Below are 21,295 nucleotides of genomic sequence, written 5' to 3' on the forward strand. Positions count from 1 at the left end.
GGGAGAGTGGAGGCCGCCGCAGGCGTGCCTCTGCCTTTCTGTTTGTCAAGGATTGTTTGTGGTTTTTGGAAAAGGAAAATAAGAATCTGTACTGAATAAGTAATAAATATATTTGTTTCAAGAGGGAGAGAGAGCCGAATGAAAGCAACACATGCAGATATCAACTGGCTGGGCGATGTGAACGTATTTGAAGTAAACCGCCTTAACGCTTACTCGGATCATCGCTATTACCGTACTATGGAAGAAGCGAAAGCATCCGGTGCAATGGCTATGCGTTACGACCTTAACGGAACGTGGAAATTTAATTATGCGATCCGTCCGGATTGCCGCCCCGAAGCTTTTTATAAACAGGACTTCTCCAGTGACGGATGGGATAATATTGAAGTGCCGGGGCATATTCAGCTCCAAGGGTACGGTCAGATCCAATACGTAAATACTCAATATCCTTGGGATGGCTTAAACGATCTGCGTCCGCCTGCATTACCGCAGGACCAAAACCCGGTAGGCAGTTATGTTCGCACATTCCATTTACCAACAGGCTGGCAGAACAGTCCGGTATATATTTCGTTTCAGGGTGTGGAATCTGCGTTCTATGTATGGCTTAACGGACAATTTGTCGGATACGGGGAAGACAGCTTCACGCCATCCGATTTTGATCTGACACCATTCCTTCAGGACGGAGAGAATAAACTGGCTGTGGAAGTGTATCAACGCAGCACAGGCAGTTGGTTGGAAGATCAGGATTTCTGGCGGTTCTCCGGCATTTTCAGAGATGTGTATCTGTATACTGTGCCGGCTGCGCATATTCGCGATGTGCGGGTTGTGACGGATCTGGACAATTCTTATATCAATGGTACGTTAAATGTTGATCTAAAACTTGAAGGAAAAGCTGCTGCTGGAGCCAAAGTGAAGGCTGAACTGCGGGATGCTGAAGGCAACACGGTGAAAATATTTGGTGGTATTGAAGTTACCAATGGTCTGGTGAGTCTTCGTGAGGAGATTGGCAAAGTAAATCTGTGGAGTGCAGAGATTCCTTACCTGTATCGTTTGTACATTCAAGTATATGATGCAGCAGGCGAGCTGTTGGAGGTTGTGCCTCAGGCCGTTGGCTTCCGTACATTTGAAATGATCGATAAAGTGATGCATATCAACGGTAAACGTATTGTTTTCAAAGGGGTAAACCGTCACGAATTCAATCCGCGTCGCGGACGCGCTGTAACCAAGGAAGACATGCTGTGGGATGTTCAGACTATTAAACAAAACAATATGAACGCTGTTCGTACATCTCACTATCCAAACCAAAGCCTATGGTATGAACTGTGTGATGAATATGGATTGTATGTGATTGATGAAATGAACCTGGAGACGCACGGATCATGGCAGAAACTGGGTGCGGTTGAGCCTTCATGGGTTATTCCTGGTGACTGTCCAGAGTGGCATGATATCGTTATGGATCGCGCGGTGTCGATGGTAGAGCGGGATAAAAACCATCCGTCCATTCTGATCTGGTCTTGTGGTAACGAGTCTCATGGTGGTGAAGTTATCTATAAAGTATCTCAGTACTTTAAAACAACAGATCCGACTCGTCTCGTTCATTATGAAGGGGTCTTCCATGACCGTCGTTTCAACGAGACGAGTGACATGGAATCGCGCATGTATGCCAAACCGGCGGACATTGAGGAATTCTTAAACGCGAATCCGGAAAAACCATATATCAGCTGTGAGTACATGCATGCCATGGGTAACTCCATTGGCGGTATGCATAAGTATACGGAACTGGAAGACAAGTATCCGATGTACCAAGGCGGTTTCATCTGGGATTACATCGATCAAGCCATTTACAAAAAAGATCGTTACGGCAAAGAGTTCCTTGCTTATGGCGGAGATTTCGGCGATCGCCCTTCGGACTATTCGTTCTGTGGAGACGGCATTGTGCATGCAGACCGTAAAGTGTCTGCCAAGATGCAGGAAGTCAAATTCCTGTACCAAAACATCAAGCTGTTCCCGGATCGAGAAGGTGTGAAAATCGTTAACGATAATTTGTTTGCGGACACGTCTGAATTCGAACTGGTATACAGTCTGGATCGTGAAGGTCACGAAGTGCTGCGTGGAACGCTGGAAGTAAACGTGGGGGCACAAAGCGAGACCATTGTGAAACTTCCACTTGATGTGCAATCTCTTGCTGATGGGGAATATGCAGTGAATACCGCGTTTGTATTAAAAGCAGCAACATTGTGGGCAGAAAAAGGCGAGGAAGTTGCCTTTGGACAGTTTATATTCGCTCAGGACAAGTCGGAAACTGCGGTGTTGGATCTGAACCTGACAAATGAAATTCAGGTCGTTGAAGGGGACGTTAATATCGGGGTAAGGGTAGGCCAAACCCATGTCCTGTTCTCCAAGGCTTTTGGAACATTGGTATCGCTGAAGCTGTCAGGTCAGGAGACGATTGCACAGCCTCCGATGCCGTTGTTCTGGCGTGCGACCACCGATAATGATAAGGGTACTGCCATGGGCTTCGAGCTTGGGGCTTGGTATGCTGCAAGTCTGCTGCCTAGATGTGTGAACTGGAAAGCGGAACAAAACCCGGATCAATATCGGATTGAATTCACGTACAAACTTAATATTTCGGCAGATGTACAAGTGAAAGTGGCTTATACCGTGCGTGCAGATGGTAGTGTGCATGTGCATAATACGTATAAAGGAACGGCAGGTCTGCCGGATCTTCCGATTCATGCTCTTTCCTTCAAGACTTCACCGGACTATGAAAACGTAGAGTGGCTGGCGCTGGGACCGGAAGAGAACTATGCGGACCGTGCATTTGGTGCTCGACTGGGCATCCATGGCAGCAAGGTAGCGGATACGGTTGCTCCATATCTTGTACCGCAGGAGTCGGGCAACCGTACGGGTGTGCGCTGGGCGAAATTGACTGATAATGCAGGACGCGGCTTCAAAATTGAATCTGCTGCAGCTCCAGTCGAGCTGAATGTATCTCCATATACCGCATTTGAGCTGGAGAATGCACAACATACGTATGAGCTGCCTCCGGTGCATTACACGGTTGTAACGGTAGCCGGCAAACAAATGGGCGTAGGCGGCGACGATAGCTGGGGCGCACCGGTTCATCCGGAATACCGCATCGCCTCGGACGGCGAACTGCAATTTGAATTTGTCATTCGTGCGCTGTAATAGCGCTGTATAAGATGTAGCTAAAGGACAGAGGTCCCCGCAAGTTGGGGGCCTCTGTTTGCTGTTATCAGATGATGAACTATGAAACCGCTACCGTACCTGTCTCGTACTGTACTGGACACGGATAAAGGAGGGGCTTATTTTGAGCAGAAAAGCAAAAACAGGTGTATGGGTAACGATACTCGTCATACTAGGCATCATCGTGGGATGCTTCATCTGGTATTTCAACACGGCTTCAGGTGAACGTGCGCTGAAAACGATGCGGTCCAACAACTCCGGGGGTCTGGAGCGTGTGGTTAACGTATACAGTAATTCGGGAGAATTGATTCATACGTATGAGGGTAAGATTGATTTGCAGGATACGGAGTATGGAAATAAAGTGCTTTTTGATCTGAATGGCAAACGGATTGTGATCTATAACGCGACAGTCATTAGTGAAGAGAAGTAAATGAGGGGCTGTGTGGAGAGTTCAGGCAGGGGCATTCCGATGACACTCTTTCGCTCATATGGTAAAATTGAGGAAATTAGGTTGGTTGAAGGAGGAGGGAATTTTGGGCAATGCTGCTTTAATTGTTTTCTTTGGCATTATTGGAATGGTAGTATTTTATAGTTTGGTTGCCTATTTCCTTATACGAATCATTTCTAAAAAGGCATTTAAGCGTAATCTGGACAGATTTCAGATTATACAGATCATAATCCTGATGGCGATTGTCTTTATTGTTATTCAATCTGTCAGATACCAGTCATGGAATATGGTCTTACCTTCATTGGGATTATTGATTCCGCTGTTAAGTTTGAATTTATCCATTCGTAACAAAAAAGGAAACAACTAAGTAGGATTGAATGGCAAGAGTAGCGGTTTCTAGGATTTTTCACTCCTGTTAGATAGTGTTGGAACACAAAAAGAAGCCCTCTTCTGAGAGTTTCTTTTTCATTGGAGAGGAGAAAAAGTTGGTTTTTGGTATTTTTTAAGTTGTAAAATGTAAGTTAGCCTCTGCGTAAACTAGAAATAAAAATAATAGGGAGCTCGTTAAATGGATTTTGAGAAATGTAGGTTTGGGAATTACATAAAAATGAATGAATTTGAGCAATTTCAATTTTTTTATTATGTTTTTTTTATGTTTATAACTTAGTTTTAAATTTACTGATTATTTAAAATTTCTCGTCTAACACTTAATTGAAAATATAGTTATATTTGTTTAGACATTGATTTTTTAATTGTATAAGATTGAATTAAATAACTATTAAGGAGTAATTTATGAAAAAAATATGTATTATCTTCAGTTTTTTATTAGCTTTTGTGGTTTTCCAAGCTTCGGCGATTTCTGCTGCAGTTGCACCTTCTGGAGGAACAGCAATATCTAGCAGTAATGCACCAAATACTAAACCTGAATATGCTTTTGATGGGATTTTCAAAAAATCAAGCGATGATAATGCTCCATTTTGGCAATCCGCTCCAAATAAGAGTACCAAAGGTAATGCTTATATTGGTTATGATTTTGGTTTGGATAAGGAGGTTACTGTAAGTCAAATAACAGTCCAACAACACCCTACAGCAGGATTTTCAGTTTCTAGTGTAATTGTTCAAAAACTTATTAATGGTCAGTGGGAAGATGTAGGTACATATGATGTGAAGATGTATGATACTACTATTATTAATTTGCCTCAGCCGATAACTGCTCAAGGTTGGAGACTGATGGCAAATTCAAACGTATTATATGAATGGGCAGTCATTGAGGTAGATCTTGGAATTCAAGATATTACAACACCTATAGAACCTGAGCAGCCTTCACAACCAGCTGGGAAGCACGCTTTTCTTGTTGTGACGATGACTACTGGCATGGTGAAAGAATACGATCTTCCAATGAGTGATGTGAATGCGTTCCTAAATTGGTATGATGTTCGAGATACCGGAATTGGCCCATCTAAATTTGCAATAAACAAATACAGCAACAACAAAGGGCCATTTAGCAAGCGGACAGATTACGTGATCTTTGATAAGATTTTGACGTTTGAAGTAAGTGAATATACGACCAACTAAAAAATAGAGCAGTGAGGATATCCCTCCTGCTCTATTTTTTCACCCTTCTTAACCACGGAAATTTCTCTTACCCATGATCTTAATGGATAATTTTTGGCATTGACTACCTATACAACCAATACGCACAAGCAATCAACAAAAACATTCCACCAATCAGGCTTCCATTCACTACGGACGACCAATTGTAACGTTCTCCTTCTCGTGACCCTTCAACTAATCCTATGGCAACAAAAGCGACTCCGAGTATTATTCCTACCCATGCGAGCATGCCAATAACGCCTTCCATCATACAAAAACCTCCTGATACCCAATCCGGTCCGAACAATTCACTCAGATAGATTTAAAATCTAAGTCCACCTCACCCATAACCTTAGAACATGCACCGTGTTCGCTGGTTGGTTCGCCCTAGTCAATGATGTGTTCCAGATACTCTAAAACGAGCCACACCGCTACCCTTTCTTAACTGATTGCTGTAAGCAAATAAATCAAAAAATCCTTCAGTACCCTGTATGTAAATTCTAGCTAGTATTTCTGCGGTAGTTATTTCGAATAAAAAACTCCTGCTACTTAAGCAGGAGCGTCAACTGATATCGTCAGTAGTTTTTCGGGCTTTCTAGCGTGATCACTAATTCGGATCGAATTTTCATCTTGACTCACTCTGTCTAACGGCGGACTCTTAAGTGACTAGAGCATTCTCGGGCAACCTCAGAGAACAGAAAGTTGATGGTGAGATGAGTATATCACAGCTTTTTAAAAAGGTATATTATTAAAAAGGAAAAATTTTCTTATTATCGAGGTATAAATGCTAAATTTGAATCAAGGAGGGAATGAAAATGGAAGAAGAATATAATAGTGTAAAAATATAGGAGTTTTCTTATTGTTGGGTGCATCAATTTTTGATGAAGAAAAAATATAGCTAGCAACACCTTACAAAAAGTGTAATGAGTCATGGAGGGCTTACGAATAATGGATGAGCATTTTCATGGAGGAGAGGGCGACAAAGAGTAATAGGACGAATACAACTCTAAAGTGAACGAGAATTCTTAATGTCATATTCAATAAGGATTATAACTATGAAAGTTTGTCCAGAAGTTGAAAAAAACTGATGAATTATCCTGCGCACAGAATTGAAAATTGCGGGATTAGAGCCGTCTACTGAGAAAAGTAGGTGCTTCTTTCCTTTTTGAGTCAAGACCTTTCTGTATCAGCGTTTAAACAACAAAAAGAAGCCCTCTTTCGAGAGCTTCTTTTTCATGGGAGAGGAGAAACCGGACGAAGAGCTTATGGGGAAACGTAAGTCTTCTCCGCGGTTGTCTACGACACTTGTGATGTCGATAATTACAGGATGGCCTGGAAGTTTCCTTTTTATACATATGCGTCAACAATTCGTCAACAATATTTCGGCGACAAAGCAGACGCACTATTTTTCAAACTGAACCCGATTGTGGTACGATAGCTTTATCAATAAACTTACATAGAGAGAAAAGGTGACTCATCAGTGAGAGTGGTATCTGGGAGTGCGAAAGGCAGACCGCTGAAGGCTGTTCCTGGCACAGGAACGCGGCCGACCACCGACAAGGTGAAGGAAGCGTTGTTTAGTATGATTGGCCCTTATTTTGAGGGAGGTACAGCATTGGATCTGTTTGCAGGCAGTGGAGGTCTCGGTATTGAGGCGCTGAGCCGCGGCATGGACAAGGCTGTTTTTGTTGACTTGGAATCGAAAAGTATTGAAGTGATCCGTGCCAATCTGAAGGCAACCAAGCTGGAAGAGCAGGCGGCCATATATCGTAACGATGCTGGTCGTGCATTGAAGGCGCTCGCCAAGCGAAGCACACAATTTGATCTCGTATTTCTGGATCCGCCCTACCGTATGAAAAATGGGGACGAGTTAATGCTTACGATGCACGAACTGGATCTGCTTGAACCGGAAGCGACCATCGTGCTTGAATATGAATCCAAATATAGTTACCCTGAGCAATTCGGCCCGTTTGAACAAACGCGCAAGGCATTGTATGGGGAGACAGCTGTATCCATCTATCATTATGCACCTGCTGCAACAACAGAAGATGGAGAACCTAGCACAGCGGAAGAGGAGGCTCCTCATGAGTGAAATGATACATCGTCAGGAACGAATTGCCGTATATCCAGGGAGTTTTGATCCCGTAACGATGGGCCATCTGGACATTATTGCCCGAGCGTCGAAGCAGTTTGATCGCGTCATCGTGGCTGTATTGAATAATATGAGCAAAAATCCATTGTTTACGGTGGAAGAACGCAAGAGTCTCATTACAGAAGTCACGAGTCATCTGCCTAATGTGGAAGTGGACAGCTTCCGTGATCTGACGGCGAATTATGTACGGCAAAAAGATGCTCAGGTCATTGTCCGCGGTATCCGCTCGGTGACAGATTTCGAATATGAGCTTCAGCTGGCTTCGACGAACAGCAAGTTGAATCCGGATGCGGAAACCATTTTTATGATGACCAATCCGAAATATTCTTATCTGAGCTCCAGCATTGTCAAGGAAATTGCTCACTACCACGGAGATGTCACCGATCTGGTCTCACCTGAAGTGGAAGCTGCGCTGCGTCAGAAAATCAGCGAGAAAACCGGCGGTTAAACCAGAAGGTCAGCCCGGATAGGCTGATCATGACGGTGATCAGCAAAGCAAGACCAATACAGGTAGCAGGGAAGCCACTCCAAACAGCATCGATGATGTCGGAGGTGTTTATGCCTACCAGGGACTGTTTGGTTAGGAATGGTGTCAAACCATTGCCTGGATTGGTCTGAAACGTGGCCCAGACCTCGGAACTGTAACGGCTGAATGGCAGCCACAGCAGCAAGCTGATTAAAAATGCAACCAATGCATGAAGCAGGCGGATTCCGGCAAAATACAACATGGACGTTGTGGCAAGTCCAGCAGCTTTCAGCACGGCGGAGACTTGCAGATGAGAGCATAGACCTCCCCAGCCGAGAACGGCTGCAAGCAAAGACATAAGCAGAACGGGTGTCAGTGGGCTCTGACTCAGGTGATAGGTTCCCAGATGGAGCTCCAGCAGTGAGGGCCAAAAAGCAACTGAAGTACCGGGGGTGATATAGAGGGTGAGCAGCCGAACAAACACGGCAAACACAATCATATATCCTCCGGTCATCATTAAGGTTTGTACAGCTTGGGAGACCGTGTCACCAAGCAATTTGCCGAACCCGCGCCCATCACGTTCCTGGGCTTCGCGGGCTGAAAACATCATTTGTGACCATAGGCTACGCTTTTTGAGTGAAGCAGCTTGGCTCGCAGATGTGAGCTTTTTTGGTTCGGAAGCAACCTTATTACATTCCAAATCAGCAGATGGAATGGCGATTCGGGTACTTTTTGATTTCGTAGGCAGAAGACGTACTCCGATCATGGTTGCGATCCAGCCACTAACCCAGTGAACGATCAGAAGGAAATATCCGGCAGCAGGCTGGTGGAGAAAAGCTGCACCAATGACAAGGATAATCATCAGTGGATTGGCGAAATGAGCTGCTGCTGCCACAATACCCGCCTGTTTGGCGGTAATTTGTTGATCCTGCACTAAGCGGGATGCGGTATCCGCTCCTGCCGGAAAGCCGCCGCACATGCCGACAGCAATAGCCAGTCCGGCTTTGCCTGGCAGACGGAACCAGCGCTGCATCAATGGCCCAAGTAAGACGCCAAGCGCATGGGTGAAGCCGAATGCAGTCAGCATTTGGGATAACATCAGAAATGGAAGCATGGCAGGAAAGATGATTTTCCACCAAATGTCCAAACCTTGAATAGAGGCATCGAATGCATCTTTCGGAGATACAACTACTGCAACTACCAGCATTAAAGCGCCGGTACTCATAAGTACCGTTCGTAACGGCCCTGAGCCCGTAACTTCGCTCTGCATTGTCATTGTTTCACCTCATATGGATAGTGCCGGATACACTCGGCCAGGATTAGTTGTGGACGGCCGAATGACGTCCGTGGACGCTTCGGCCTTGACTGGATAGGCTACTGTAAACAGCGGCCTATCCGGCCTGTACCATTGTATGCAAAAGCATGAGAGTGTTAGACTTATAATTATTGAAAGATACGCAAAGAACGGGGGCTCATGCAATGAATCGGATTCGGAAATCTGGCGGATTCAGAGCTTCGATCTTTGTGATCGTGGTGGCTCTGGTCGTCTATGTTGCGGTATATATGCCAACGCCATATATCATTTATATGCCTGGCAGTGCCGATGAGGTAAAACCCATGGTTACCGTGAAAGAGGGGGATAAGGAAGAACGTGGTGTGTTTATGATGACGACAGTGTCGGCAACATACGCCAATGTGTTTTTACTAGGAACCTCCTTGTTTAATCGAAATGCCCAAGTGGATAAAAAAGAAGATCGTTTGCGCGGCAAAAGCGAAGCGGAATATTCTGCCGAACAGGTCTGGTTCATGAGTGATTCGCAATCCTCGGCAATGGAGGCAGCTTATGAGCAGGCGGGAGTGAAATACTCCATTGTTCCTGAGCATATTTTTGTATTTGGGCTGTCCGAAGATCCAAAACCTAAGGGAGATATTAAGCCTGGAGATATTATTTTGGGTGTAAACGGAACGGCAACTCCGGACAATACACTGCTGTCTGAGCAGTTAAAGAACAAAAAGGTCGGAGATACGGTTGAAATGCAACTGGAGCGAGGCGGAGAGACCATCAGCCGCGACGTTCAACTGATTGAAGTGAAAGATAGCAAAACAGGTGAAGTTCGCCCGGCACTGGGTGTCATGATCGGAGCGGTTCAGAAGGTGAAAGCAGAAGATCCGGACAAACAGATATCCTTCACGGATACTCAGGTAGGGGGTCCATCTGCCGGATTGATGTTTACCCTGGAAATTTACAATCAGTTGACCCCTGGAGATTTGACGAAAGGTCACCGGATTGCTGGCACAGGCACCATTAACAAAGAAGGTGTGGTTGGCGCCATTGGTGGCGTTGTACACAAAATTGTTGCGGCAGACAGGAAAGAAGCGGAGTTTTTCTTTGTGCCGAAGGACAATTATAAAGAAGCTGAAGCCAAGGCTGAACAGATTGGCACCAAAATGAAACTCATCCCTGTCAGCAAGGTGGATGATGCGCTGGCTTATCTGAAAACCTTGTCTGTCAAATCATAAAACAATTATTCTGATTAATAGAATGGTTGAATGCATATGAGGATAATGTGAAAACCCCCTATTGCATCGATGTCGAATCGGTGCGCAATAGGGGGTTTTGTTTGAGTAATCGATATTAAATAACGCATCATCACCGGAGTCTGATCCATTGAATAGTGTTGAGGACTTCAAAATCGTTTATGTTGAACCAGCTATGGATATGACTGAGCGTAGAGTTAGAGTCTCACAGGTGGTTCATAGTAGTCGCTGTACATCATGCGTGTATTGGTGTGTTCGCAGGCGAGTGCATATGCTGCTTGAGCTTGTACATCCAGCTCCAACTGGTTATGGACAAAGGTTGATGGTTTCAGCAAAACAGGCAGAGTAGCCGTCTTTTTCATCTGTTTCAAGAGGCTCTGTCCTTGTGCATTAAAGCCTAGTACCCGAAGATATGCTGGCCCTTCAGCCAGCTTCTCGGGCGACCACTCGGCTTTGGTATGATTCAGCAGCAAATGGGTCAGCATGCGCTGTAGCTTTGTGCGAGTGTAGCGTTTCGTTTTAAGTGCGTTCAGCAACGCCTCGACTGAAGGCTCCGGGAGCTGAGCAAGAGTACGGCTCAGCCTGTGTTCGAGTCCTTCCGTGACCTCGGCGATCTGCTTCAGCTCGGAGGCACGGCGTGTGGCCGCGATGTGCAGCAGCGGCTGTGCAAAGCGCTCCCAGTGCACGGGAGCGCGCCCTTCCTGCCATTCGCGCCGCAGAATGGCAAGGGTTGCCGCCGGCACGTATGGTGCGGCGGCGTCGGGCCCGTCCGCCATCAGCAGGCGGCGGACGGCGGTTGCACTGGCGATCGCCCCCGGTCCGGGCGTCGCCTCGTGATACGCGGCACCGGTACGCGCCGCGGTAAAGGGCTTGATCGCGCTGCTCAGCCGTTGCAGCGCGATCAGGTAATGCAGCCCAAGCGAATTGTTGGGCTGCCCCAGCAGTGCAGCGGCGGCGTCCGCATCGACGCCGCCAGGCGCCAGTGCTGCCGCCGCACCTGCGTATGCGGCGGGGTAGCTGGCGCCTTCCCGCAGGCGGCGCGCGATATCCTCGCGCAGCCCTGCGGGCTCCACAGCCAGCACGCGCGCAATGCGCTGCAGGCTGTCCAGGTCGCCGGACTCGCTGCCGAAGCAGAGCGAGTCCACAACGCCTGTGCGGTGCAGCAGAGACACCGCACCATAGGCGAACCACTCGGCCGGTTGTACAGCATAGGCAACCGGCAGTTCAAGAACCAGATCGGCGCCAGCATGCAGCGCCATCTCAGTGCGTGCCCTTTTGCCCACGATGGCGGGTTCGCCGCGCTGGAGGAAAGGGCCGCTCATCACGGCCACAACGGCATTTGCTCCGCTGAGTCTTCTGGCCTCACTCAAATGGTAGACATGCCCGTTATGCAAGGGATTATATTCAACAATGACGCCTACGGCTTTCATCATTAGATGTACTCCTTTCGATTGAGATGAAGGGGGATGTAGTGCATGCAGATATAGACAAACTTCATCATGCCAGCTGGGTTGATATCTTTAAGCAAACATTCAATAACCGTACACTTTTTAAACAATGCTGTTTCATTCATTCCATCATAGGGGATGACTTGTGGTAGATCAAATCATTCATTCCTTCAGGCAACGAAAGAAGGCATCAATCCAACATCAGCAGATGTCAAACTGTGCCTTCAAGCATAGACAATTTATGTTGTGAATTTTTGTGAAGAGTGGGGATCTTATAATTCTATTTAATCGGTGCTATTCAGCTACATAAGACTTATACATATGACGTATCATATCGAAACGTCATACAATCTCAGGTAAAGGAGAAAGACTGGCCTTGGGACCAAAAAATTCATAATGGATGTTGTTCGCTGCAACACCAATGGCCTCAAGCTCCGCATACGCTGCCTGCATGAACGAAACGGGACCGCACAGATAATAAGTGGCATCCAGTTCATCAATCACCTGACGAAGCCAGGTCGCATCCAGATAACCTTCCTTGTGGAAATACTCGTTTTCTCGATCAGAAGCAACGGGTTGTGTATAACAATAATACGCTTTAAGGTTATGGTTACGTTCAGCCAGAAGGTTCACATGATCACGAAAAGCATGGGATTGGCCATTCGGACTTACATGTACAAACGTAATTGAACGATTGTCGTTCAAGTCTGCCAGTGTATTTAACATGCTCATCATGGGCGTTAGGCCGACACCGCCACTTAGGAGCACAACAGGACGTTTATCTTCCGCTTTCAGCGTGAAGTCGCCAGCAGGGGCGGATAACTCCACCAGACTGCCTTCTGCGACATGATCGTGGAGATACGTGGAGATGACTCCGTCAGGACGCTCCATCACAGCACGTTCACGTTTAACGGAAATGCGATAATACGGTTTACCCGGCGCATCGGAAAGGCTATACTGACGAATCTGGGTAAACGCCTGCCCTTCTGGTTGAAGTCGGATACTGATATATTTTCCTGGCTCATAGCTGGCAATGGGCAGACCATCCTTCGGAACGAGGTAAAAGGAAGTGATGACTTCACTCTCCTGCACTTTCTTGGCAACCTTGAAGGTACGGAATCCTTCCCAGCCACCACTTTGATCTCCGGCCTCGATGTACATATCCTGCTCAAGGCCGATAAAGGCCTCTGCAATCACACTGTAGGCTTCACCCCATGCCGTTATAATCTCCTCGGTCGCCGCGTCTCCAAGTACATCTTGGATTGCCTGCAGCAGGTACGTGCCTACAATCGCATATTGCTCAGGGACAATGCCGAGGCTGCGATGTTTATGTGCAACCTGCCTTACAGCGGGCAGGATCGAGGACAGATTATCAATATGAAGGGCAGCGATGTATACCATATTGGCAAGTGCGGCTTGCTGTCGTCCTTGCTTCTGGTTAGCATGATTGAAAATATTCAGTAGTTCCGGATGAGCGTTGAACATCGTTTCATAGAAATGGCGTGTTATGGCTTCACCGTGGACTTCAAGAACGGGTACAGTAGACTTGATCACTTTAATGGTATGCTGACTTAACATAATATTTCCTCCCGATAATGAATGAAATAGCTGAAGAATAAATCAGTGACGGGCTTAGCGTGCTTTTGTTTAGAGCAAGTATAGGCAGGTTTTTGGGAGCTTCGTGTGATATAGATCACACTAAACATTAACGATGTGTGACCGGGACGGCATGCAAAATGCATGACTTGTAGTTTAACTTACAGTAAGCCTATAATGTATCAGAGATCGAATGCGGATTAGGATCGGCATTTTCAAAAAAGGGTGTAAAGTTAAAAGTGTTGACAAACGTCTTGAAAAATCGGTATAATGATTTTTGTTTGTTAAGTCAATTTCATAATACTTTTAACGATGAATCGTCAGAATACATACAGTCAAGAATATGATGTGTTGCAAGAGTCAGGCTTGACCTGTATAACTGTCGTAAGGCGTTTATCTTTAATTATGAGATTGGTTTCGTTTGGAGTGATGGGAAATGTTAATGCCATTTCGCAAAGTGGCTACCAGTGACCGACCCCTGCAGTTCAATGAACAGTGGGATATCAAGGAACTGGTTTCTAACCGACAGGATATCACAGCCGTTACCCCGCTGACTGCGGATTTATCTGCAGAACACAGAGAGGGCGACGTTGTGGATGTTCATGGCAAGCTGACAGTAGGAGTGGACATGTTATGCTCCCGATGTCTTAAGCCGATTAATGAACATTTTCATATTGATTTTCATGAGCAATTCAAGCAGGGGAAACAGCCAGAGGAATTGCCCGAAGACGACGATACTTTCTACGTGGATGGAGAGAGCGTTGATCTGAAAGGTTATGCCGAGGAAGCTTTTCTGCTGGATCTTCCGTTTATACCGCTATGCAGCGATACATGCAAAGGGTTATGCCCCAAGTGTGGCCATGAGCTGAACGAAGGTGACTGCGGTTGTGATAACCAAGTTATCGATCCGCGGCTTGCAGGGCTCAAGGATTTTTTTAAATGAGCATGAGTGAAAATCGAACAATGTAACAACGGGGTATTTTGCATAAATCAAAAGAGCGACTTTCAATTAGCAAAATAATGGATCGAAATGGTTTAGTTCGTCCGTATTTTGTTCCCGTGAGCGTATAGATCGAATTATGCAAAATACTAACTACCTGCAAAGGTTGATTTTGATAAGGAGGTGGGAATAATGGCAGTACCTCAACGGAGAACGTCCAAGACGCGTCGCGACAAACGTCGCACTCACTTTAAATTGGCTGTACCGGGCATGGTGAAATGTGAACAATGTGGCGAACTTAAACTTAGTCACCACGTGTGCAAAGTGTGCGGAACGTACAAAGCAAGAGAGATCATCTCTCAATAATAGCTAGACATCAAGTAGCACTTCATTTCGATGAGGTGCTACTTTTTTTAAACTATAGCATCGCAGGAATGGCCACTTCTACCTGTATTCTATCTTCTTGAATAAAGTTCAATATACGTTTTTGATATTTTAGTAAGACTCGTTACTGGTTGTGTTCGGGACTGTGAAGCCAGGCTCCGCAAGGCAGGATTGTTTTTGTTCAGCCAGCCTTTCTTTTTGACACGGGATGAGATATACTATGGTTTAGTACCAGGTTCTAAGATTTGACGTTACATAAACATGAGCCATGATTCGTGTGAGAACGACCCTGCTGAACAGGGATGCAACTATAGAAGCAATGTGAAAGAATGTTGAACTGACCAGAGTGGGCGGTTCCTTAAACGATACAGCGGGGGGTGTCAGGCATCGAACGTGTACCGAAGAGACAGAGGCAGCAGCAGTTAACCAAAATGATCGAAGACAACCCGTTTGTGACGGATCAGGAACTTACACGCCAATTGAAGGTGAGTATTCAGACGATTCGTCTCGACAGACTGGAGCTTGGGATTCCCGAGCTTCGGGAGCGAATGAAACTGATGGCGGAGCGTTCCTATGATCAGGTACGCTCCTTGCCCCTGCATGAGATTATCGGTGATATTGTGGACTTGCAACTGGACAAGAGCGGGATATCCTTGTTTGAGATTAAGGAAGAACACGTATTTTCGAGAACGGGCATTGCTCGGGGACACTATGTTTTTGCACAGGCCAACTCGTTGGCTGTTGCCGTTATTAATGACGAGATTGCTTTGACGGCTTCCGCAGACATTCGTTTTGTCCGTTCGGTCCATTTGTCTGAGAAATGTATTGCGAAGGCTTATGTGCGATCGATCTCGGGTCAAAAGGGCAAAGCTAAAGTGGAAGTATTCACTTATGTGGGTGAAGAAATGGTGTTTCAAGGCAACTTTGTAATCTACCGTTCAGGTGGAGAAGACAGCGTAGAAGGAGGTCATTTGGGATGAAAATCGTCATTGATGCCATGGGAGGCGATAACGCACCTGCGGCAACAGTAGAAGGTGCGATCGCCGCGGCTACGGAATGGGCGGATACACAGATCGTCCTGGTCGGCGATGAAGCCAAGCTGGAACCTCTTCTGAGTCAGTCAGGTGCCAAACCTACTAATCTGACTATTCGGCATGCTTCCGAAGTGATCGGTTCAGATGATGAACCGGTGAAGGCAGTCCGTCGCAAGAAGGATGCCTCCATGGTGGTTGCGGGTCGTATGCTTAAGGAAGGCGAAGCAGACGCCATGATCTCAGCGGGCAATACCGGAGCACTGATGACTGCCGGCTTGCTTGTAGTAGGCCGTATGGAAGGTATTGAGCGACCGGCGCTTGCGCCCATGATTCCAACGATCGATGATGTGGGTGTACTTGCACTTGATCTCGGTGCGAATATGGATGCCAAACCCGAACATCTTGCACAGTATGGTTTGATGGGGAGCTTGTATCGTCAAAAAGTGCAGGGGATCGCGTCGCCAAGAGTGGGCCTGCTCAATGTGGGAACAGAGCCTGGTAAGGGGAATGAGTTGACCAAACATGCCTATCCTTTGCTGGAGCAACTCCCGATTCGTTTTGTTGGTAACGTAGAGGCTCGTGACGTGCTTACAGGTGCGTGTGATGTGCTTGTATGTGATGGATTTGCCGGAAATATATTGCTGAAATCGCTCGAAGGCACAGCGGGTGCCATTTTCGCTCTGCTTAAGGAACAATTCTCATCGTCGCTCAAAAGCAAACTGGCTGCTGCTGTGCTCATGCCTGAGCTGCGCGGTTTGAAACGGAAACTGGATTATACCGAGCATGGTGGTGCACCACTCCTCGGTTTGAGCAGACTTGTGGTGAAAAGTCATGGATCGGCTGATGGCAATGCCATCAAAAATGCTGTGCGCCAAGCACGGATTGCAGTACAGAACCAGCTGGTGGAGAGCATATCTAAGGAAATTAGCGGGAAGTGAGTGACGACATGAATAATTTGCGCCCGGTAGGGGTTATCGGTACAGGTAAATATGTACCTGAGAAAATTTTGACAAACAGCGATTTGGAGAAAATGGTCGATACGAATGATGAGTGGATTGTCAGTCGTACAGGAATCAAGGAGCGTCACATCGCTGCACCGGATCAGGCGACTTCGGATCTGGCATACGAGGCAGCTATTAAAGCACTTGAGTCTGCTGGCATGACTGGCAGTGATCTTGATCTGATTATTGTGGCAACCATTACACCGGATTCTTCATTCCCTTCTACTGCTTGTATTTTGCAAGATAAGCTTGGTGCCAAGGGCGCCGCGGCATTTGACTTGTCTGCTGCCTGCTCAGGCTTTGTATATGGTCTGGCAACAGCAACGAGCTTTATCCAAAGCGGCATGTACAACAATGCACTTGTTATTGGTGCAGATTGCTTGTCTCGCATTACTGACTATACCGACCGTAATACCTGTGTGCTGTTTGGCGATGGCGCGGGTGCGGTTATCGTTGGTGAAGTGCCGGAAGGCCGTGGATTTAAATCATTCGATCTCGGAGCTGAAGGTGCGGGCGGAAGCCTGCTTCAAATGGAGGGCGGAGGTTCACGTCTGCCTGCATCCGTAGAAACGGTTGAGAACAAAAAACATTACATTTACATGAATGGCCGTGAAGTGTTTAAATTTGCAGTACGGGTGATGGGTACAGCGACAATCGAAGTTCTGCGCAAGGCTGGCCTGGAACGTACGGACGTGGATCTGTTTGTTCCTCACCAAGCGAATATCCGGATTATCCAATCTGCAATGCAGCGGCTTGAGCTTCCGGAAGAGAAAGTTGTAGTCAACGTGGATAAATACGCCAACACATCCGCAGCCTCCATTCCGCTTGCTCTGGTAGAAGCTGCTGAAGAAGGCCGCATGAAAGCCGGAGATACCGTGCTTATGGTTGGTTTCGGTGGCGGATTGACGTGGGGCGCATCGGTACTCGTTTGGTAAACTAGACAGCTGGGAGAGATGAATGGGATGGGTAAAATAGCATTTGTATTTCCCGGACAGGGATCGCAGACTGTGGGCATGGCCAAGGACGCGTATGAGTCTGTGCCTGCGGCAACAGAGATTTTTCGCACAGCCGATGAAACGCTAGGTTTCGCACTGAGTAATCTTGTTTTTGAGGGACCAGAGACCGAGTTGAAACAGACATCGAATACGCAACCGGCTCTGTTGACAGCAAGTATTGCATTGCTTGAGGCTTTTAAAGAAAAAGGAATTCAGCCTGATTATACGGCCGGACACAGTCTGGGTGAATACAGTGCACTGGTCGCGGCGGGCGTTCTTTCGTTCGCGGATGCAGTAAGCATTGTACGGGCACGCGGTCAATATATGGAACAGGCTGTTCCTGGTGGACAGGGTGCGATGGCTGCGGTATTGGGTGCGGATCGGGAAGCGCTGGGGGTGCTTTGCCGGGACGTATCCGAAAGTGGTCATGCAGTTGAACTTGCCAACATCAACTGCCCGGGACAAATCGTGATTTCCGGTGTGAAGGAAGGGGTAGCTGCTGTCGCTGAACGGGTTAAGGAAGCGGGCGGCAAACGTGCCATCACACTTGAAGTAAGTGGTCCGTTCCATTCTTCCTTAATGAAAGATGCAGCAGAGAAGCTGGCCGAGAAACTGAAAACTGTTTCGTTCTCAACTGGGTCGGTCCCTGTGGTCGCGAATGTGACTGCAAGACCTGTGGAGGACGGTAAGGTTCAGGATTTATTGACAGCTCAGGTCTATTCTCCGGTTTTATGGGAAGACAGTGTGACATGGCTTATTGAGCAAGGTGTGGATACCTTTATTGAGATTGGTTCTGGCAGTGTGTTAACAGGTTTGATTAAAAAAACAGATAAAACCGTTAAACTGTACAATGTAAACAGTCTTGAGACGCTCGAAACAACGGCAGCTGCACTAATTTGATTAACCATGATTAGATTTGGGGAAAGGAGGAATGATTATGTCTAAACCATTACAAGGCAAAAATGCGCTCGTTACCGGTGCATCCCGTGGTATTGGGCGCAGTATTGCACTCGCTTTGGCCGAGGCAGGCGCCAACGTTGCCGTGAATTATGCGGGCAGTCAAGCGGCAGCTGAGGAAGTAGCGGAAGCAATTCGTGCCAAAGGTGTCCAGGCAATTACGATTCAAGCGAATGTGGGCCAGATGGACGAAGCAGAACAAATGGTCAAAGCTACGATTGAAGCGTGGGGCAACGTTGATATTCTTGTCAACAATGCTGGAATTACCCGCGATAATCTGATCATGCGCATGAAAGAAGAGGAATTTGATCAGGTGATTGAAACCAATCTCAAAGGAGTGTTTAACTGTCTTAAGGCGGTTACGCGTCCAATGATGAAGCAACGGTCTGGAAGAATCATCAATATCTCCTCGGTTGTGGGTGTGCTCGGAAATGCTGGACAAGCAAACTATGTTGCTGCCAAGGCAGGGGTCATCGGTTTGACGAAGGCATCTGCACGTGAGCTTGCCTCCCGCGGCATCACAGTTAACTGCGTTGCACCAGGATTTATTGAGACCGATATGACGAAGGAATTGTCCCAAGAGATCGTGGACAACATGTTGAACGGTATTCCGTTGTCCCGTCTGGGCCAGCCGGATGAAATCGCCGGTGTTGTCACGTTCCTGGCTTCAGAAGCTTCATCCTATATGACAGGGCAGACACTGCATGTTGATGGTGGCATGTACATGTAATTCTTCCCGGACTTGAACAATAGTCGGGGAACAGGCGCTGGACGATCCGAAATGCCGGAAAAAGGCCGGGTTCCCCGGCCGGGAGCCGCATATGTCTTCTATGGCATTTTGCCTGCGATTCTCGTATAATACCAAGGAGGAGGTGAACCGGATGTCCGATGTATTGGAGCGTGTAAAACGCATCGTCGTCGACCGCTTGGGCGCAGACGAAGCTGAAGTTACACTTGAAGCATCTTTCAAAGAAGATTTGGGTGCTGATTCTTTGGATGTAGTGGAATTGGTCATGGAATTGGAAGATGAATTCGATTTGGAAATCTCTGATGAAGATGCAGAAAAAATCACGACCGTAGGTGAAGTTGTAAACTACATACAATCTCATACCTAAAGTCAATTCAGTCCCGCACCTGTTTTCGAACAGGCGGGACTTCTCATCATTCATTGGTTTTTCTCATTCCGCAAGCGGCGCTGGTCAAACGGATCTTCGGATCTTGCTTGGCTAGACGTCTGCTTGCGGATATTCCCACAAAATACTTGCGTAATGCAGTCGATATAGAGGTGAGTCGGTTTGAAACAAAGAGTTGTAATTACCGGAATGGGCGTAATGACATCGCTCGGAAAAGATTTGGAAACGTTCTGGGGCAGTTTAATGGCAGGCAAGTCCGGAATCTCTCAGATTGAGGCATTTGATGTAAGTGAATACACCACTCAAATTGCAGCCGAAATCAAGGATTTCAACCCGGAAGAGTACATGGATCGTAAAGATGCACGTAAAATGGACCGTTTTGTTCAGTTCGCTGTAGCAGCTGGTTTCAAAGCCGTTGAAGACAGTGGTCTGAAAATTGACGAGAACATTGATGCAGAGCGTTTCGGTGTGTCGATCGGATCGGGTATCGGTGGATTGGGTACTTGGGAGGACCAACATAATGCATTGCTGCAAAAAGGTCCTAAACGCGTAAGCCCATTTTTCATTCCGATGATGATCTCCAACATGGCTTCTGGCCAGATGTCGATTTCTCTCGGGGCGAAAGGTCCTAACATCAACGTGGTAACGGCATGTGCTACAGGAACGCACTCCATTGGAGATTCCTTCAAGCTGATTGCAAACGGTGATGCGGATGCGATGATTTGTGGCGGTGCGGAAGCAACCATTAGACCAACCGGTCTGGCTGGGTTCTGTGCAATGCGTGCCATGTCTACACGTAATGATGATCCGGCGAAGTCGAGCCGTCCTTTTGATACAGAACGTGACGGGTTTGTTATGGGCGAAGGCGCGGGTGTTCTGATCCTTGAATCCCTTGAGCATGCTCAAAAACGTGGTGCCCGTATTTATGGTGAAGTGATTGGTTACGGTCTCACTGGTGATGCACATCATATGACGGAGCCTGATCCAGATGGAGCAGCTCGTTGTATGAAGATGGCTTTGCGTAATGCTGGTATCGAACCGGAAGAAGTGGATTATATCAATGCACACGGAACATCAACACCTGTAGGTGACAGATCCGAAACACTTGCGATCAAAAAAGCGTTTGGCGATCATGCGTACAAGCTTGCGGTGAGTTCCACCAAATCGATGACAGGTCATATGCTTGGTGCTGCTGGTGGCGTGGAAGCCGTAATCTGCGGATTATCGCTGACACATCAGACGCTGGCTCCAACGATTAACCTGGAAAATCAGGACCCGGAATGTGATCTGGATTATGTTCCAAATGTTCCGCGTCAAACTAAAGTCAATATTGCCATGTCCAATTCATTTGGGTTCGGCGGTCACAATGCCACCATTATTCTCAAAAAATTTGAAGCATAAGGGGC

At 47.0% G+C, this 21,295-nt stretch carries 20 protein-coding genes; 16 read left to right on the forward strand and 4 right to left on the reverse strand.

All coding sequences use genetic code 11. From position 1 onward, the window contains the following. Positions 1-138: 138 nt before the first annotated feature. The 4 genes from lacZ (at position 139) to ACFVQB_RS01725 (ending at position 5,227) form a co-directional block, all read left to right on the forward strand. On the forward strand, positions 139-3,186 hold the full coding sequence (lacZ, locus tag ACFVQB_RS01710) for a beta-galactosidase, LacZ type (protein WP_379434708.1): 3,048 nt from the start codon (positions 139-141) through the stop codon (positions 3,184-3,186). Between the two features lie 142 nt (positions 3,187-3,328). Continuing rightward, complete coding sequence (locus tag ACFVQB_RS01715) at positions 3,329-3,634, forward strand: hypothetical protein (RefSeq protein ID WP_379434710.1); 306 nt, start codon at positions 3,329-3,331, stop codon at positions 3,632-3,634. 103 nt (positions 3,635-3,737) lie between these two features. Continuing rightward, entirely contained in the window at positions 3,738-4,019 is a 282-nt protein-coding gene (locus ACFVQB_RS01720) for a hypothetical protein (protein WP_379434712.1), read from the forward strand. Between the two features lie 425 nt (positions 4,020-4,444). Beyond that, the gene (locus ACFVQB_RS01725) at positions 4,445-5,227 is read left to right on the forward strand and encodes a discoidin domain-containing protein (RefSeq protein WP_379434714.1); all 783 of its coding nucleotides are present in this window, start codon (positions 4,445-4,447) and stop codon (positions 5,225-5,227) included. Positions 5,228-5,330: 103 nt separating this feature from the next. Here the strand turns inward: ACFVQB_RS01725 and ACFVQB_RS01730 are convergent, their stop codons facing one another. Continuing rightward, positions 5,331-5,516, reverse strand: a complete 186-nt coding sequence (locus ACFVQB_RS01730) for a hypothetical protein (protein WP_379434715.1) — start codon at positions 5,514-5,516, stop codon at positions 5,331-5,333. Positions 5,517-6,725: 1,209 nt separating this feature from the next. Between ACFVQB_RS01730 and rsmD the strand changes: the two genes are divergently transcribed. Then, positions 6,726-7,337, forward strand: a complete 612-nt coding sequence (gene rsmD, locus ACFVQB_RS01735; RefSeq protein WP_379434717.1) for a 16S rRNA (guanine(966)-N(2))-methyltransferase RsmD — start codon at positions 6,726-6,728, stop codon at positions 7,335-7,337. Between the two features lies 1 nt (position 7,338). After that, positions 7,339-7,845, forward strand: coding sequence for a pantetheine-phosphate adenylyltransferase (coaD, locus tag ACFVQB_RS01740; RefSeq protein ID WP_090807427.1), 507 nt, complete (start codon positions 7,339-7,341; stop codon positions 7,843-7,845). On the opposite strand, the gene ACFVQB_RS01745 is transcribed toward coaD, so the two are convergent. Then, complete coding sequence (locus tag ACFVQB_RS01745; protein ID WP_379434719.1) at positions 7,823-9,139, reverse strand: nucleoside recognition domain-containing protein; 1,317 nt, start codon at positions 9,137-9,139, stop codon at positions 7,823-7,825. The genes coaD and ACFVQB_RS01745 overlap by 23 nt on opposite strands. Before the next feature lie 203 nt (positions 9,140-9,342). Here ACFVQB_RS01745 and ACFVQB_RS01750 point away from each other — a divergent pair, with 203 nt between their 5' ends. After that, complete coding sequence (locus ACFVQB_RS01750; RefSeq protein WP_379434721.1) at positions 9,343-10,383, forward strand: SepM family pheromone-processing serine protease; 1,041 nt, start codon at positions 9,343-9,345, stop codon at positions 10,381-10,383. A 215-nt stretch (positions 10,384-10,598) separates the two neighbouring features. Here the strand turns inward: ACFVQB_RS01750 and ACFVQB_RS01755 are convergent, their stop codons facing one another. Together ACFVQB_RS01755 and hmpA are read right to left on the reverse strand one after the other, a co-directional pair. Next, positions 10,599-11,831: a nucleotidyltransferase gene (locus ACFVQB_RS01755; RefSeq protein WP_379436251.1), complete on the reverse strand. Its 1,233-nt coding sequence runs from the start codon at positions 11,829-11,831 to the stop codon at positions 10,599-10,601. 360 nt (positions 11,832-12,191) lie between these two features. Next, positions 12,192-13,427, reverse strand: a complete 1,236-nt coding sequence (gene hmpA / locus ACFVQB_RS01760) for an NO-inducible flavohemoprotein (protein ID WP_379434723.1) — start codon at positions 13,425-13,427, stop codon at positions 12,192-12,194. Positions 13,428-13,881: 454 nt separating this feature from the next. Between hmpA and ACFVQB_RS01765 the strand changes: the two genes are divergently transcribed. From ACFVQB_RS01765 to fabF, 9 genes are all read left to right on the forward strand, one after another. Next, positions 13,882-14,388 (forward strand): YceD family protein, encoded by a 507-nt coding sequence (locus ACFVQB_RS01765; RefSeq protein WP_090895887.1) that lies wholly within the window; start codon positions 13,882-13,884, stop codon positions 14,386-14,388. A gap of 189 nt (positions 14,389-14,577) precedes the next feature. Continuing rightward, positions 14,578-14,751: a 50S ribosomal protein L32 gene (rpmF, locus tag ACFVQB_RS01770; protein WP_017689233.1), complete on the forward strand. Its 174-nt coding sequence runs from the start codon at positions 14,578-14,580 to the stop codon at positions 14,749-14,751. A gap of 449 nt (positions 14,752-15,200) precedes the next feature. Further along, positions 15,201-15,749 carry a transcription factor FapR gene (fapR, locus tag ACFVQB_RS01775; protein ID WP_205525006.1) on the forward strand — a complete coding sequence of 183 codons (549 nt, stop codon included), beginning with the start codon at positions 15,201-15,203 and terminating at the stop codon, positions 15,747-15,749. Then, on the forward strand, positions 15,746-16,741 hold the full coding sequence (plsX, locus tag ACFVQB_RS01780; protein ID WP_379434725.1) for a phosphate acyltransferase PlsX: 996 nt from the start codon (positions 15,746-15,748) through the stop codon (positions 16,739-16,741). Before fapR ends, plsX begins: the two co-directional genes overlap by 4 nt. Positions 16,742-16,749: 8 nt before the next feature. Next, positions 16,750-17,739, forward strand: a complete 990-nt coding sequence (locus ACFVQB_RS01785) for a beta-ketoacyl-ACP synthase III (protein ID WP_063564927.1) — start codon at positions 16,750-16,752, stop codon at positions 17,737-17,739. Positions 17,740-17,766: 27 nt separating this feature from the next. After that, complete coding sequence (gene fabD, locus ACFVQB_RS01790; RefSeq protein WP_379434726.1) at positions 17,767-18,699, forward strand: ACP S-malonyltransferase; 933 nt, start codon at positions 17,767-17,769, stop codon at positions 18,697-18,699. A gap of 37 nt (positions 18,700-18,736) precedes the next feature. Continuing rightward, positions 18,737-19,486: a 3-oxoacyl-[acyl-carrier-protein] reductase gene (gene fabG, locus ACFVQB_RS01795; RefSeq protein WP_063564667.1), complete on the forward strand. Its 750-nt coding sequence runs from the start codon at positions 18,737-18,739 to the stop codon at positions 19,484-19,486. 151 nt (positions 19,487-19,637) lie between these two features. Further along, entirely contained in the window at positions 19,638-19,871 is a 234-nt protein-coding gene (acpP, locus tag ACFVQB_RS01800) for an acyl carrier protein (RefSeq protein ID WP_024630176.1), read from the forward strand. Positions 19,872-20,051: 180 nt separating this feature from the next. Further along, positions 20,052-21,290, forward strand: coding sequence for a beta-ketoacyl-ACP synthase II (gene fabF, locus ACFVQB_RS01805; RefSeq protein WP_024630177.1), 1,239 nt, complete (start codon positions 20,052-20,054; stop codon positions 21,288-21,290). The last annotated feature ends 5 nt before the right edge of the window (positions 21,291-21,295 follow it).

Source organism: Paenibacillus sp. NPDC057886 (assembly GCF_042796655.1).
Lineage (GTDB): Bacteria > Bacillota > Bacilli > Paenibacillales > Paenibacillaceae > Paenibacillus.